The sequence below is a fragment of the Pantoea sp. Lij88 genome (assembly GCF_030062155.1).
Taxonomy (GTDB): domain Bacteria; phylum Pseudomonadota; class Gammaproteobacteria; order Enterobacterales; family Enterobacteriaceae; genus Pantoea.
Map to the genome: position 1 here is coordinate 372533 of NZ_CP118269.1, position 14968 is coordinate 387500.

At 57.8% G+C, this 14968-nt stretch carries 12 protein-coding genes; 6 read left to right on the forward strand and 6 right to left on the reverse strand.

The genetic code is table 11. The features are described 5' to 3' along the window. Window positions 1-62 precede the first annotated feature (62 nt). Both malP and malQ read left to right on the forward strand, forming a co-directional pair. Window positions 63-2468, forward strand: coding sequence for a maltodextrin phosphorylase (gene malP, locus PU624_RS05560; protein WP_283546893.1), 2406 nt, complete (start codon window positions 63-65; stop codon window positions 2466-2468). 9 nt (window positions 2469-2477) lie between these two features. Further along, window positions 2478-4559, forward strand: coding sequence for a 4-alpha-glucanotransferase (gene malQ / locus PU624_RS05565; protein WP_283546894.1), 2082 nt, complete (start codon window positions 2478-2480; stop codon window positions 4557-4559). 48 nt (window positions 4560-4607) lie between these two features. Here the strand turns inward: malQ and nfuA are convergent, their stop codons facing one another. After that, window positions 4608-5183: a Fe-S biogenesis protein NfuA gene (gene nfuA / locus PU624_RS05570; RefSeq protein WP_003853024.1), complete on the reverse strand. Its 576-nt coding sequence runs from the start codon at window positions 5181-5183 to the stop codon at window positions 4608-4610. A gap of 58 nt (window positions 5184-5241) precedes the next feature. Then, on the reverse strand, window positions 5242-5922 hold the full coding sequence (gntX, locus tag PU624_RS05575; RefSeq protein ID WP_283546895.1) for a DNA utilization protein GntX: 681 nt from the start codon (window positions 5920-5922) through the stop codon (window positions 5242-5244). Between the two features lie 34 nt (window positions 5923-5956). Between gntX and bioH the strand changes: the two genes are divergently transcribed. Then, on the forward strand, window positions 5957-6733 hold the full coding sequence (gene bioH / locus PU624_RS05580) for a pimeloyl-ACP methyl ester esterase BioH (protein ID WP_283546896.1): 777 nt from the start codon (window positions 5957-5959) through the stop codon (window positions 6731-6733). Between the two features lie 170 nt (window positions 6734-6903). Then, complete coding sequence (locus PU624_RS05585) at window positions 6904-7173, forward strand: YdgH/BhsA/McbA-like domain containing protein (protein WP_003853019.1); 270 nt, start codon at window positions 6904-6906, stop codon at window positions 7171-7173. Here PU624_RS05585 and PU624_RS05590 read toward each other — a convergent pair whose 3' ends face one another. The 4 genes from PU624_RS05590 to yjbE all read right to left on the reverse strand — a co-directional run bounded on the left by PU624_RS05590 (window position 7174) and on the right by yjbE (window position 12324). After that, complete coding sequence (locus PU624_RS05590; protein ID WP_283546897.1) at window positions 7174-8859, reverse strand: alpha-amylase family glycosyl hydrolase; 1686 nt, start codon at window positions 8857-8859, stop codon at window positions 7174-7176. A gap of 127 nt (window positions 8860-8986) precedes the next feature. Next, window positions 8987-11314 carry a Tex family protein gene (locus tag PU624_RS05595; RefSeq protein WP_283546898.1) on the reverse strand — a complete coding sequence of 776 codons (2328 nt, stop codon included), beginning with the start codon at window positions 11312-11314 and terminating at the stop codon, window positions 8987-8989. A gap of 103 nt (window positions 11315-11417) precedes the next feature. Continuing rightward, on the reverse strand, window positions 11418-11891 hold the full coding sequence (greB, locus tag PU624_RS05600) for a transcription elongation factor GreB (RefSeq protein WP_090966786.1): 474 nt from the start codon (window positions 11889-11891) through the stop codon (window positions 11418-11420). 184 nt (window positions 11892-12075) lie between these two features. After that, on the reverse strand, window positions 12076-12324 hold the full coding sequence (gene yjbE, locus PU624_RS05605) for an exopolysaccharide production protein YjbE (RefSeq protein ID WP_003853015.1): 249 nt from the start codon (window positions 12322-12324) through the stop codon (window positions 12076-12078). Between the two features lie 537 nt (window positions 12325-12861). Here yjbE and ompR point away from each other — a divergent pair. Next, entirely contained in the window at window positions 12862-13581 is a 720-nt protein-coding gene (gene ompR / locus PU624_RS05610) for an osmolarity response regulator transcription factor OmpR (protein ID WP_003853014.1), read from the forward strand. Next, window positions 13578-14945 carry a two-component system sensor histidine kinase EnvZ gene (gene envZ, locus PU624_RS05615; protein WP_283546899.1) on the forward strand — a complete coding sequence of 456 codons (1368 nt, stop codon included), beginning with the start codon at window positions 13578-13580 and terminating at the stop codon, window positions 14943-14945. The genes ompR and envZ overlap by 4 nt, the downstream gene beginning before the upstream one ends. Window positions 14946-14968: the final 23 nt, after the last annotated feature.

Sequence of the window (14968 nt, forward strand, 5' to 3'; positions counted from 1 at the left end):
GGTTGCCAGCCCGTGCGCTTTCTATTTTTGCTTCACCTCATTGCGTAACAGAAGGGAGTGATATGCCGCAGCAAAAATTTAATAAAGCCCGTTTTAACGCCGCACTGACCCGCCAGTGGCAACAGTTGAGTCTCCACTCCGCCCAGCAGATGACCCCGCACCAGGCGTGGCAGGCCATCAGCGCGGCACTGGCAGAACTGCTGGATACCCAACCGGCACCGCGACCGGCTAAGCAGCAGCGCCACGTCAACTACCTGTCGATGGAGTTTCTGATTGGTCGTCTGACCGGCAACAATCTGCTGAATCTCGGCTGGTATGACGAGGTCAAAGCGGCGCTGGCCGGGCAGCAACTGGATTTAACGGAGCTGCTGGAGCAGGAGGTCGATCCGGCACTCGGCAACGGCGGGCTGGGACGACTCGCCGCCTGCTACATGGATTCGATGGCAACGGTGGGGCAGTCCGCCACCGGCCACGGCCTGAATTATCAGTACGGCCTGTTCCGCCAGTCTTTCGATGAGGGGAAGCAGATTGAAGCGCCCGATGACTGGCAGCGCGAACGCTATCCCTGGTTCCGCCATAACGCGGCGCTGGATGTTGAGGTCGCGATGGGTGGCCGGGTAGAAAAGCAGGAAAACGGCGGGGTACGCTGGCTGCCCGATTTTACGCTGCGCGGCGAGGCGTGGGATTTGCCCGTAACCGGTTACCGCAACGGCGTGACGCTGCCGCTGCGCCTGTGGCAGGCAGTGAGTGCGCATCCGTTCGATCTTACCGCCTTTAACGACGGCAACTTCCTGCAGGCGGAGCAGCCGGGCATTGAAGCGGCAAAACTCACCAAAGTGCTCTATCCCAATGACAACCATCAGGCCGGCAAGCGGCTGCGTCTGATGCAGCAATATTTCCAGTGCGCCTGTGCCGTGGCCGATATCCTGCGCCGTCACCATCTGGCGGGACGCAGCATTCACAGTCTGCCTGACTTCGAAGTGATTCAGCTCAACGATACCCATCCGACCATCGCCATCCCGGAGATGCTGCGCGTGCTGCTGGATGAGCATCAGCTGAGCTGGGATAAGGCGTGGCACATCACCAGCCGCTTGTTTGCTTACACCAACCACACGCTGATGCCGGAGGCGCTGGAGCGCTGGGATGAGAAGCTGATGCGCAGTCTGCTGCCGCGCCACATGTTGATCATCAAAGAGATTAATCAGCGGCTGAAAAAGCAGGTTAAGCAGCACTGGCCGGATGACAAAGCGATGTGGCACAAGCTGGCCGTGGTTGCGGACGGCCAGGTGCGGATGGCGAATCTCTGCGTCGTGAGCGGGTTCGCGGTCAACGGCGTGGCGGCGCTGCACTCCCGTCTGGTGGTCAGCGATCTCTTCCCCGAATATCACCAGCTCTGGCCGCAAAAATTCCACAACGTCACCAACGGCATTACGCCGCGTCGCTGGCTGAAGCAGTGTAACCCGGCGCTGGCCGGGCTGATCGACGAAACGCTGAAAACCGAATGGGCTAATAATCTTGATGTGTTAACGGGTCTTGAAAGCTACGCCGACGATCAGGCGTTTCGCCAGCGCTATCGCAGCATCAAACAGCAGAACAAAGCGCAGCTCACGGAGTATATCGCCCGCCACACCGGCATCATCGTGAACCCGGCCGCACTGTTCGACGTGCAGATCAAGCGTCTGCATGAGTACAAGCGTCAGCACCTCAGCCTGCTGCATATTCTCTACTGCTATCAGAAGCTCTGTGATAACCCGGCGGATGTCACCTTCACGCCCCGGGTATTCCTGTTCGGGGCCAAAGCCGCGCCGGGTTACTACCTGGCGAAAAACATCATCTACGCCATTAACAAGGTCGCGGAGGTGGTGAACAACGACCCGCGCGTTGGCGACAGACTCAAAGTGGTGTTTATCCCCGACTACCGCATCACCGTGGCTGAACTGATGATCCCGGCGGCCGATCTCTCCGAGCAGATCTCCACCGCCGGATATGAAGCCTCCGGCACCGGCAATATGAAGCTGGCGCTGAACGGCGCACTGACCATCGGCACGCTGGATGGTGCCAATGTCGAGATTGCCGAACAGGTGGGCGAGGAGAACATCTTTATCTTCGGACACACTGTGGATGAGGTGAAGGCGCTCAAGGCGAAAGGCTATAACCCGAAAAAGGTGCGCAAGCAGAACAAGCCGCTGGACGATTTACTGAAATCGCTGGAGAAAGGCAAATTCAGTGATGGGGATAAACATGCGTTTGACCTGATGCTGGAGAGCCTGACCAGACATGGCGATCCCTGGCTGGTACTGGCCGATTTCCAGGCCTATATCGAGGCGCAGCAACGGGTGGAAGCCCTGTGGCGTGACCCGGAAGGCTGGACCCGCGCCGCCATCCTCAATACGGCCCGAACCGGCATGTTCAGTTCGGACCGTTCCATTCGTGACTATCAGCAACGTATCTGGCAGGCACCGCGCTAAGGAGCAGCAATGAAGCAAAATGCACTTGATCAGGCCGCCCGTGACGCGGGAATTTCACTGGAATACATCAACGTCAACGGCGAGAAAGAGGCGATCAGCGATGAGACGAAACGCGCGCTGCTGGCGGTGATGGACGATCCGCAGAGCGCCAAAAAATCACCGCTGCCGCCGGTCGCGGTGTTCAGCGGCAGTGGCAAGCGGCAGCTGACGCCTCAGGGCAGCGGCGTCTACAGCTGGCAGTTGCAGACCGAAAAGGGCAAATCGCTCAGCGGCGAATTAACTGCCGGGGAGCCTTTTACGCTGCCTGGCCCGCTGACGCAGGGTTATCACCAGCTGACGCTCAGCAAAGGGAAGAAAAGCTGGCAGACGCGGATTATCGTCGCGCCGCGCCGCTGCTATCTGCCGCCGGCGCTGGAAGCGGGAGAGAAACGCTGGGGCGCGCTGGTGCAGCTCTATACCGTGCGATCTGAACAGAACTGGGGCATTGGCGACTTCGGCGACCTCGACCAGCTGCTGGTGCACCTGGCTAAGCGCGGCGGCGATTTCGTCGGGCTGAATCCGCTGCATGCGCTCTATCCCGCCAGCGCCGGTTTCGCCAGCCCGTACAGTCCGTCATCGCGCCGCTGGCTGAACGTAATTTATATCGACGTCAGTCAGGTGGCCGATTTTCAGCAAAGCGCGGCGGCGCAGAAGTGGTGGAAAAGCGCTAAAACGCAGAAGGCGCTGACTAAAGCACGTGAGGCGGAGCGGGTCGATTACGAGGCGGTGATGGCGCTCAAGCTCGCTGCGCTGCGGCACGCCTGGGCCCACTTCCAGGCGCGTGACAGCCAGAGCGAAGAGCATCACTCCTGGGCGGCCTTTGTGCGTGAAGGCGGCGACAGCCTGCGTTATCAGGCTGCCTACGACGGCATCCAGCTGGAGCGGCAGGCGGACAAGACGCAGCAGGGCGGCTGGCCTGCGTGGCCGGAAGCGTGGCGCAACAGCCAGTTGCCGGAGGTGCAGCAGTGGTGTGAACAGCATGAAGAGGAGATCGCTTTCTGGCAGTGGCTGCAATGGCTGGCGCAGCAGCAGTTCTCGGCCTGCTGGACGCACAGTCAGTCGCTGGGTATGAGCGTGGGTCTCTATCGCGATCTGGCGGTAGGGGTAGCGGAAGGCAGCGCGGAAACCTGGCACGATCCCGAGCTTTATCGCCTCAAGGCTTCAGTGGGCGCGCCGCCTGACCGTCTGGGGCCGCTGGGCCAGAACTGGGGCTTACCGCCGATGGACCCGCATGTGATGCAGGCGCGCGGCTATCAGCCGTTTATCGACATGCTGCGCGCTAACATGCGCGACTGCGGCGCGTTGCGCATCGACCATGTGATGTCCCTGCTGCGTCTGTGGTGGGTGCCTGCCGGGGAAACGGCGGATAAAGGCGCCTATGTGGCCTATCCGGTTGACAATCTGCTGGGCATCCTGGCGCTGGAGAGTCACCGTCTGCGCTGCATGGTGATTGGCGAAGACCTTGGCACCGTGCCTCAGGAAATCGTCAGCCTGCTGCGCAAAAGTGGCGTCTTTTCATGGAAGGTGCTCTGGTTTGAGCAGGAGAAAGATCAGCGCTATCGCGCGCCGCAGGACTATCCGCGTCAGTCAATCGCCAGCGCCAGTACCCATGATCTGCCGACGCTGACCGGTTTCTGGGAGCAGGGCGATCTGGCGCTGGGGGAGAAGCTGGGTCTCTATCCGGGCGATGCGGTGAAAGCGTTGCATCAGCAGCGCGCCGCGCAGAAGCAGGCGCTGCTGGATGCGCTGCATCAGGCGGGTGCCTTACCGGCACGCAGCCAGAAGAAGGCGGAGAAGCTGACCATGACGCCTGCGCTGAACCGGGCGATCCATCGCTTCCTGGCGGACACCGACAGTGCGCTGCTTGGGCTGCAACCTGAGGACTGGCTCGGTATGACCACGCCGGTCAACGTGCCGGGCACGGTGGATCAGTACCCTAACTGGCGACGCAAGCTGAGCAAAACGCTGGAGGAGATCTTTGCGGACAAGGAAGTGAATGCCCTGCTGAAGGTGGTCAGCGAGCAGCGTCAGTCAGGACAGAAAGGGAAGTAAGAAAGGGCTATAAAAATAGCGCGGCAGTCAGGCTGCCGCGCTTTATCATCAGTAGAACGAGTGTTCGCCACGCTGATGCTCGGTAATATCCCGAACGCCTTTCAGTTCCGGGAAGGCAGCCAGCAGTTCTTTCTCAATACCATCTTTCAGGGTTACGTCGATCATCGAACAGCCGTTACAGCCGCCGCCAAACTGCAGAATGGCGTAGCCATCTTCGGTGATCTCCATCAGCGACACGCGACCGCCGTGGCCAGCCAGCTGTGGGTTGATCTGCGCCTGCAGCAGATATTCAACGCGCTCAACCATCGGCGCATCATCAGAGACTTTACGCATTTTGGCATTCGGCGCTTTCAGCGTCAGCTGAGAACCCAGATTGTCGGTGACGAAGTCGATTTCCGCGTCTTCCAGATAAGGTTTGCTCAGTTCATCAACATACGCTGAGAGCTTCTCGAACTTCAGTTCGGTATCGGTGGCTTCAACGGCATCGGGCGGACAGTAAGAGACGCCACACTCGGCTGTTGGCGTACCCGGGTTAATCACGAATACGCGAATCTGGGTGCCATCTTCTTGTTTGGATAGCAGTTTAGAAAAATGTTCCTGGGCAGAGTCAGTAATTCGGATCATGTCGATTGCTCAATAGTTGACTAATTTAGTTGGTTATAATACGCCCATCAATGACGCTCTACAAGGTACGGCACAGGCACCAGACCTGCACACTGGCGGCACCCTTCGCCAGTAACAGACGGCTGATTTCATCTACCGTACTGCCGGTCGTAATGACGTCATCCAGCAGGGCGATATGGCGTCCTTTAACCGCCATTTCAAGGCGGAAAGCACCGCGTAAGTTGGTACGGCGCTGCCGGGCACTGAGCTGATGCTGCAGTGCGCCCCTGCGCGTGCGGGAAAGCCCCTCACGCCATTCACATCCCAGCCAGTGCGCCAGCGGGGCAGCCAGCAATACCGTCTGATTGAAGCCGCGCTGCCAGCGTCGCCGCCGATGCAGCGGAACCGGCAGCAGCAGATCGGGACGCGGCACCGTGCCACGCCGGTAAACATTCAGCCAGCTTAGCAAAAGCAGCCGCGCCAGCATCACCCTGAGTGCGGTTATGTGAGAAAACTTAAGCTGATTAACCCACTGGCTGAATGGCGGACAATAGTCATTCACGCAGACCAGCGCCTGCCACGCGGGCGGTTTAAGCTGACAGCGGCCACAGGCGACCTTTACTGAGCCTGCCGGTAAGCCGCAGCGCGGACAGAGCAACGGTAACGGCGGTAATTCGCGCAGGCAGTGGCTGCAGATGCCGTGCCGGGCGATCCGCAACGGCATCCGGCATAGCCAACACAGGGCGGGCATTGCTAGCATAGCGACCTCCTTATCAATTTCGGGATAGTAACTGATGACGTCGCTCTACTGGCATACCTGCGGAGAAGGAAAACGCGATCTTGTGCTGCTGCACGGATGGGGACTGAATGCCGAAGTCTGGCAAAGTATTATTCCGCGACTCAGCCCGCACTATCGCCTGCATCTGGTCGATCTGCCCGGTTATGGACGCAGCCAGCATTCTGGCGCGCTGACGCTGGAGCAGATGGCTGAACAGATATTGCCGTTGCTGCCACCGCAGGCGATTGTGGTGGGCTGGTCACTGGGCGGACTGGTGGCGACCCAGCTGGCGCTGACCGCGCCAGAGAAGCTGGGAGCACTGATTACCGTTGCATCGTCACCCTGTTTCACCGCCACAGAGGGTTGGCCCGGCATTAAACCGGAGACGCTGCAGAACTTCCAGCAGATGCTCAGCAACGATTTTCAGCGCACGGTTGAACGCTTTCTGGCGCTGCAGACGCTGGGCACCGAAACGGCGCGTGCCGATGCACGGCAGCTGAAAGAGGTGGTGTTATCACAACCGATGCCGCAGGTGCCGGTACTGGAGGGCGGACTGGAGATTCTGCGCCAGGTCGATCTGCGCGATGCGTTACCGCAGATTACATTACCGTTCCTGCGGCTTTACGGGGCCTTAGATGGACTGGTGCCGCGCCGCATTGCTGCAGAGATAGATGAAAGGTTGCCAGCCTCACCGTCAGTGGTTATCGAAAAAGCCGCACACGCGCCTTTCATTTCCCATCCTGAGATCTTTTGTCAGCATATTGTTAATTTTATCAGTCAATTGCCGGGATAATCATGCTTTGAGCTGGCAAAATCTCAGACAGCAGTAATACTTCTCTCTGTAAGCAAGGCCGCTGCAATTTTATGTGATTAGTCACGGAAATGACTATGCCGTTCCATACTGCCTTACGCGTTTAGCTGCTGCTTACATCTCACAATGGATCATGAATGAGGGTAAACATAATGAAGGTTTTTAAATGGGTTGTGGCTTCAATGATGATGGGCGCGATTTCATTTTCTGCGATGGCAGCGAAAGAAGTCACCAAAGAAGAAGTTAAGACAATGAACCTGCAGAAGATTGGCACCGTTAACACCACGGCGGAAACCACCTCGCCAATGGATGCTAAAAAAGTGCTGTCTAAGCTCGCTGACGAAAAAGGCGGTAAATATTACCTGGTGATCGCCGGTCGCGAACACGGTAAATTCAGCGCAACGGCTGAAGTCTACAAGTAATTAACGTAGCCACATGAACTGCCAGGCATCCAGCTTAACCGGCTGGGTGCCATCAACTTTCTCCCCGCTCACCACATCCTGCAACGTATGTGCCACCGGCAGTTGTGTCTCCACTGACCGTCCACTGAGATTAAACACGCAAAGCACTCCCTCGCCGCTCTCCGCCTGATGACGGCTCAGCACCAGCACGGCATTTTCGCTGTCATACAGCGTCATCGGATTATCGGGATGGAACGCAGACTGGCGACGACGCAGCTGGATCAGCTGGCCGAGCCGCGTATAAATCTGCTGCCGCAGCCAGTCACCGCCCGCCAGCGCCGCCTCAATCTGCTGTAAATCATATTTCTGACGGTTGATCGCCCGGTTGTGTCCGGCGGCCCGTACGCCATCGTAATGGTTACGGCCACCCAGAATGCTCTGGATATAGATGGCCGGCACGCCAGGGAAGACCAGCAGAATCGCATGGGCCAGTAAAAAGCGTTTCAGCCGCGTGGCGTCATCGTCGGCTTCGCGGTTCAGCGCATCCAGGAAGGCGACGTTGATTTCATAGGGGCTGGTGGTGCCGTCAGGATTGTTTTTATAGGAAACCAGCGCGCCTTCCAGCGCCAGATCGCGCACCAGTGCCACAATCTCTACTTCAGACAAAATGCCGCGCGCCGGATTAAGCCCGATGCCATCGTGTGACGCCAGGAAGTTGAAGAAGGTGGTGTCGTTGCTGCTGAGATCCAGCGAGCTGGCCCACTGCCGCAGCGCGCGTGCCGAGCCGGTGTGAATCGCATGCAGCACCAGCGGCGGCAGCGAAAACTGATACACCATCTGCGCTTCGTCATGCCCGTTGCCCAGATAGCTGATGTTGTCCTGATGCGGCACGTTGGTCTCGGTAATAATCACCGTGCCGGGTGCGACGTGATCGGCAATGGCGCGAAACAGCTTCACCAGCTGGTGGGTTTTTTCCAGATGAATACAGCGCGTACCTGGCGTTTTCCACATATAGCCAACCGCATCGAGGCGCACGTAGTCTGCGCCGCGTATCAGGTAGTCGAGCAGCACGTTCACCATGCGCAGCAGCACTTCAGGGTTAGCAAAGTTGAGGTCAATCTGGTCGGCGCTGAAGGTGGTCCAGATAAAGCGGGTATCGCCATCCGCCATCTTAAACGGTGTCAGCAGCGGCGAGGTTCGCGGGCGCGTGACGGCGCTGAGATCGGTGGCGGGCGGCATGCTGATAAAGAAATCGTCCCAGCCGGGATCCTGCGCCAGGAAGTGGCTGAACCAGGCGCTTTTTGCCGACATATGGTTGCAGACGAAGTCGAACATCAGCCGGGTTTCCTGATGCAGGCGCGCAACATCCTGCCAGTCGCCGCACACCGGATCGACCTGATGGTAATCCATCACCGAAAAGCCATCGTCGGACGACCAGGGGAAAAAGGGCAGCAGGTGAACCAGCGGAAAGGTGGATTGCAGGTGCTGCTGATAGAAGCGGGAAAAGGTGCTGAGCGTGGGTTTACCGGCTTCACGGAACTGATCGGCGTAGGTGATCAGCACCACATCCTGTTCATCCCAGTGGGCCTTACGCGGCAGCTTGATCGCCGCGCGGGCGGTGGCGATATCAGCCTGCAGGCGCGCAAAGGTCGCCTCCGGGAATGTGCCAGCATAAATCTTCTCAATCAGATCGGTGATCGTATCCATCGTGAATTGGGTGCCACAGCAGGTGTTGTTTTTATGACAGGCGTCTTTTTAGCGTAGCGCGATGATGGGGATTTTCAACCGGGGCGGAGGACGTGAAGAGGGGGCCAGAGGTGGCCCCCTGAAAAGCTTAGCGTTTTTTACCCAGAGCGGCGGCCAGTGCATCACTCATTGCACTGTTACCCGCGGATGCGCTGACCGGACGCGGACGACCTTTACCGGCAGCCGGACGTTTCTCTTCGCGCGGCGCGGCGTTCTTCGCACCACCCCGTGCATTGCCTTCGCCTGGCTGCTCATCAAGACGCATGGTCAGGGCAATACGTTTGCGCTGGAGATCGACTTCCATCACTTTCACTTTGACGATATCGCCCGCTTTCACCACCTGATGCGGATCTTCCACGAAGCGATCGGAGAGCGAGGAGATATGCACCAGGCCATCCTGATGGACGCCGATATCCACAAACGCACCGAAGTTTGTGACGTTGGTGACGGCACCTTCGAGGATCATGCCCGGTGTCAGGTCGTTCAGCGTTTCGACACCTTCCGCGAACTGCGCAGTCTTAAACTCAGGGCGCGGATCGCGGCCCGGCTTCTCCAGCTCTTTCATGATGTCGGTGACGGTCGGCAGACCAAAACGTTCATCAATGAAATCGCGGGGGCTGAGGTTACGCAGGCTGCCAGAATTACCCATCAGATCGCTCAGCGCCTGCTCGGTGGCAGCCAGAATACGCTCGACGACCGGATAGGCTTCCGGGTGAACGGTCGAGGCATCCAGTGGGTTATCGCCGTGGTTGATGCGCAGGAAGCCCGCACACTGCTCAAAGGCTTTTGGCCCAAGACGGCTCACTTTCAGTAACTGCTGGCGGTTCCGGAAGCGGCCATTCTCATCACGCCAGCCGACAATGTTCTGTGCCATCATGCGCGTCAGGCCCGCGACGCGGGTCAGCAGCGGCACTGAGGCGGTATTGAGGTCAACGCCGACGGCGTTCACGCAATCCTCCACCACGGCGTCGAGTTTCTTCGCCAGCTGGCTCTGACTGACGTCATGCTGATACTGACCGACACCAATCGATTTCGGATCGATTTTCACCAGCTCAGCCAGCGGATCCTGCAGACGGCGGGCGATTGATACCGCGCCACGCAGTGAAACATCGAGATCCGGGAACTCCAGCGCCGCCAGTTCAGAGGCCGAGTAGACGGAGGCGCCGGCTTCACTGACAATCACTTTCTGCGCCGTGACCTGCGGGAACTGCTGCTGCAGATCCAGGAAGAAGCGCTCGGTTTCACGTGAGGCCGTTCCGTTGCCAATCGCCACCAGTTCAACCTGATGCTTCATGCAGAGCGCGGCAACGGCGGCAGCGGCTTTGGCGGTCTGGCCGGTGTGCGGATAAACGGTATCGGTCGCCACGACTTTACCGGTGGCATCGACCACCGCCACTTTGACGCCGGTGCGCAGGCCGGGATCCAGACCCATGGTGGCGCGCATCCCCGCAGGAGCCGCCATCAGCAGATCGTGCAGGTTGCGGGCAAAGACGTTGATCGCTTCATCTTCGGCGCGTTCGCGCACTGTGCCCATCAGCTCCGTTTCCAGATGCAGCATCACCTTGATGCGCCACGTCCAGCTGACTACCGCTTTACGCCAGCTGTCGGCCGGTGCGTTGTTCAGGCGCAGGTTCAGGTGTTCAGCAATCAGCGTTTCACCGTGGCTTTCACGCGGCGCTTCATCAAACTGCGGATCGGCATTCAGCGAGAGTTGCAGCACGCCTTCGTTGCGGCCGCGCAGCATCGCCAGCGCACGGTGCGACGGTACGGTACTCAGTGCTTCGTGGTGATCGAAGTAGTCGCGGAACTTCGCGCCCGCTTCCTCTTTGCCTTCCACCACGCGTGACACCAGATGGGCATTTTTCCACAGGTAGTTACGGACTTTCGCCAGCAGTGCGGCATCTTCGGCGAAACGCTCCATCAGAATATAGCGGGCACCATCCAGTGCGGCACGGACGTCGGCGACGCCTTTGTCGGCATCGACATACTGCTCAGCAAGCTGCTCGGGGAGGTGAGACGGCTCCTGCCAGAGCGTGTCCGCCAGCGGTTCCAGACCGGCTTCAATAGCGATCTGTCCACGCGTGCGGCGTTTCTGTTTGTAGGGCAGGTAGAGGTCTTCAAGCTCGGTTTTGCTGAGGGTGGTATTGATGGCGCGGGCGAGGTCGTCAGTGAGTTTTCCCTGATCGTCAATCGACTTCAGAATTGACTGGCGTCGCTCTTCAAGTTCACGCAGATAGCTGAGACGGGTTTCCAGCTGGCGCAGTTGGGTATCATCCAGCCCGCCGGTGACCTCTTTACGATAGCGTGCGATAAACGGCACGGTATTCCCTTCATCTAACAGGCGAACGGCGGCGTCAACCTGCTCTGGTCGCGCCTGTAGCTCACTGGCAATTATCTGGCTCAGAACTTTCATCATCAGGACTGTCTTGCTTTCCGGGTTGAGAAATAGCCGACAGTTATACGGATTGACGGTTAAAATTGCCAGAGACGCGGGCGGCTTTCAGCGATAATCTGAATCGTTATTGCGGGTAGTCAATCGCGTTGACATACCACAGCGCCGGACCCAGTGGCGTCTCGACGGTGGCGGCATCGCCAACCTCTTTTTTCAGCAGCGCCCGCGCCATTGGCGAGTCGATAGAGATGTAATCTTTGCGGCCAAAAATCTCATCGTAACCCACGATGCGGAAGCGTTTGAGGTCGCCCTCATCGTTTTCAATTTCCACCCAGGCACCAAAGAAGACTTTGCCATCCTGCTGTGGGGAGTAATCCACGATACGCAATTGTTCGATGCTTTTGGTCAGATAGCGTACGCGGCGGTCGATTTCACGCAGCCGTTTTTTGTTGTACTGATAGTCGGCATTTTCGCTGCGATCGCCAAGGCTGGCAGCCCAGGTGACTTTTTTTGTCACTTCCGGTCGCTCTTCACGCCACAGATAGTCGAGTTCCGCTTTCAGCTTATCGAAGCCTTCGCGGGTAATAAGTCGGGTTTTCATGCTATACCGGCCAGAGAGATCCAAAGAGCGACAGTGTAAGGCAAAGAGGGCGGGGCAAAAAAGAGTCGGGGAAAGGGTTTTTAAAGGCTAAAAACCCCTGTTGTTTTCCCCGGCGGCGAAAGGGTTGGTGCTGTGGTTCAAAATAAAGCCAGTAATCTGAAGCCGGTACAGAGGATAATTAAACTTATTTTCCGGCGTGGGTCGCCGTGGTGGTCGATGTACCGGTGCTGTGACCGTCACCGCCGCCGCCGCCCATAGTGGCCAGCGCAACGCCCAGCAGGGCTGCGACTGCACCCACACCGATGGCGTTAGAGTTACCCTGTGCTGTTGTTGTCGCTGCTGCGCCGGCTGCTTCACCGGTGGCTGTTGCAGCGTAACCTGGGCTGACGCTGCCTAATGCCAGCGCGCTCAGCAGTAAAATTGTTTTTTTCATTGTGTGTTTTCCCCGTTGAGACATCGAATGTTGCCTGAGCAGTCTGGTTTAAAACGGGGAAGGCGAAAAGTTGGCTTTACTGATTGATTTAAAGGACTTTAATTTCAACTGGCCTTGCTGATGGCACGACTGAAACTAATCCGAGAGGAGCGTGGGGTGTTACGCGGGTTTGCTGGAATATTATGCTGTCTGGCTGCGGTTGAGGTAGATTATCTGGAGCTTATCCACAGTGATGGCTGATCATTAAGTCAAATTGCCTGCTAACTCACTGAATTAATTCACTGATTAAAAACTGGCACACTTCCGACGCCAGCGATTCAGAGAAACCAGGCCGTTTTTTCAGATTTGCCGTATCACAGGCCGGGCAGGGGCAAAAGCGTTAAAACTGACCCGAAATCGCCTTAAATCAAATATAAGCTCCTGTTTAATATGCTTTGTAACAATTTTGGCTAGAATATAAACCAATAATGACTGTCACTATAAGGCATCTTTTTTTAACAATGTTGGCTCAGGCAATAGCGCCTTTGGGAGTTGAAAATGCAAGAGAACTACAAAATTCTGGTCGTCGATGATGATATGCGTCTGCGTGCACTGCTTGAACGCTATCTCACCGAGCAGGGCTTTCAGGTGCGCAGTGTCGCTAATGCCGAGCAGATGGATCGTCTGTTAACCCGCGAATCCTTTCATCTGATGGTGCTCGACCTGATGTTGCCAGGCGAAGATGGTCTTTCTATCTGCCGTCGTCTGCGCAGTCAGAGCAACCCGATGCCGATTATTATGGTGACCGCCAAGGGCGAAGAAGTGGATCGTATCGTGGGGCTGGAGATCGGCGCAGACGACTATATTCCCAAACCGTTTAACCCGCGTGAGCTGCTGGCGCGTATTCGTGCGGTGCTGCGTCGTCAGGCGAATGAACTGCCAGGCGCGCCTTCGCAGGAAGAGGCGATCATCGCCTTCGGTAAATTCAAACTTAACCTCGGCACCCGCGAGATGTTCCGTGAAGATGAACCCATGCCGCTGACCAGCGGTGAGTTTGCCGTGCTGAAAGCACTGGTCAGCCACCCGCGTGAGCCGCTGTCGCGTGACAAGCTGATGAACCTGGCGCGTGGCCGCGAATACAGCGCCATGGAACGTTCGATTGACGTCCAGATCTCCCGCCTGCGTCGCATGGTGGAAGAGGATCCGGCGCATCCACGTTATATTCAGACCGTCTGGGGTCTGGGCTACGTCTTTGTGCCGGACGGCAGTAAAGCATGAAGCGACTGCGCTTCTCGCCACGGAGTTCGTTTGCCCGCACCCTGCTGCTGATCGTTACCCTGCTGTTCGTCAGCCTGGTCACGACCTATCTGGTGGTGCTGAACTTCGCCATTCTTCCCAGCCTGCAACAGTTCAATAAGGTGCTCGCATACGAAGTGCGTATGCTGATGACCGACCGGTTGCAGCTGGAAGATGGCACGCAGCTGGAAGTGCCGCCGGCGTTTCGCCGGGAAATCTACCGCGAACTGGGGATCTCGCTCTACACCAATGCAGCAGCAGAGGAGAGTGGATTGCGCTGGGCGCAGCATTATGAATTCCTGAGCGAGCAGATGGGACAGCAGCTTGGCGGTCCGACCGATGTCCGGGTTGAGGTAAACAAAAACTCACCGGTGGTCTGGCTGAAAACCTGGCTGTCGCCCGATATCTGGGTGCGGGTGCCGCTGACGGAGATTCATCAGGGCGACTTCTCGCCGCTGTTCCGTTATACCCTGGCGATTATGCTGCTGGCGATTGGCGGCGCCTGGCTGTTTATCCGTATCCAGAACCGACCCCTGGTGGATCTGGAGCACGCCGCCCTGCAGGTCGGACGCGGGATTATTCCGCCGCCGCTGCGCGAGTATGGCGCATCAGAAGTGCGATCGGTGACCCGCGCCTTTAACCAGATGGCGGCCGGGGTGAAGCAGCTGGCGGATGACCGCACGCTATTAATGGCGGGCGTCAGCCACGATTTGCGTACGCCGCTGACCCGCATTCGTCTCGCCACCGAGATGATGAGCGAGCAGGATGGTTATCTGGCCGAATCGATTAATAAAGATATCGAAGAGTGCAACGCCATCATTGAACAGTTCATCGACTATCTACGTACCGGTCAGGAGATGCAGACCGAGCGCGCGGATCTCAACAGCGTGCTGGGCGAAGTCGTGGCGGCTGAAAGTGGCTATGAACGTGAAATCGAAAATGCGGTGATGCCGGAAGAGTTAATGCTGGATATCAACCCGCTGTCGATTAAACGGGCACTGGCTAACCTGGTGGTCAACGCCGCGCGATACGGCAATGGCTGGATCAAAGTCAGCAGCGGACGGGAACTGCATCGCGCCTGGTTTCAGGTGGAAGATGATGGTCCTGGCATCAGGCCGGATCAGCTGGCGCACCTGTTCCAGCCATTTGTACGCGGCGATAGCGCCCGCAGTACCAGCGGTACCGGTCTCGGTCTGGCGATTGTGCAGCGTATTATCGATGCCCATCAGGGCTCGCTGGAGATTGGCGAGAGCGAACACGGTGGGTTACGTATTCGTGCCTGGTTGCCGTTAGTGGAAAGCATGGCGCTGAGCCACAACACGGGCAGCAACAGCGTTTCAGGATGATAAAAAGCGGCGCGGCAGTGTGA

Bases quoted from the DNA above. Each gene is read 5' to 3' on its own strand.
- PU624_RS05585 (WP_003853019.1), top strand. From the start codon at position 6,904: ATGAAGGTTTTTAAATGGGTTGTGGCTTCAATGATGATGGGCGCGATT.
- yjbE (WP_003853015.1), bottom strand. From the start codon at position 12,324: ATGAAAAAAACAATTTTACTGCTGAGCGCGCTGGCATTAGGCAGCGTC.
- malP (WP_283546893.1), top strand. From the start codon at position 63: ATGCCGCAGCAAAAATTTAATAAAGCCCGTTTTAACGCCGCACTGACC.
- envZ (WP_283546899.1), top strand. From the start codon at position 13,578: ATGAAGCGACTGCGCTTCTCGCCACGGAGTTCGTTTGCCCGCACCCTG.
- ompR (WP_003853014.1), top strand. From the start codon at position 12,862: ATGCAAGAGAACTACAAAATTCTGGTCGTCGATGATGATATGCGTCTG.
- greB (WP_090966786.1), bottom strand. From the start codon at position 11,891: ATGAAAACCCGACTTATTACCCGCGAAGGCTTCGATAAGCTGAAAGCG.
- bioH (WP_283546896.1), top strand. From the start codon at position 5,957: ATGACGTCGCTCTACTGGCATACCTGCGGAGAAGGAAAACGCGATCTT.
- PU624_RS05595 (WP_283546898.1), bottom strand. From the start codon at position 11,314: ATGATGAAAGTTCTGAGCCAGATAATTGCCAGTGAGCTACAGGCGCGA.
- PU624_RS05590 (WP_283546897.1), bottom strand. From the start codon at position 8,859: ATGGATACGATCACCGATCTGATTGAGAAGATTTATGCTGGCACATTC.
- gntX (WP_283546895.1), bottom strand. From the start codon at position 5,922: ATGCTAGCAATGCCCGCCCTGTGTTGGCTATGCCGGATGCCGTTGCGG.
- malQ (WP_283546894.1), top strand. From the start codon at position 2,478: ATGAAGCAAAATGCACTTGATCAGGCCGCCCGTGACGCGGGAATTTCA.
- nfuA (WP_003853024.1), bottom strand. From the start codon at position 5,183: ATGATCCGAATTACTGACTCTGCCCAGGAACATTTTTCTAAACTGCTA.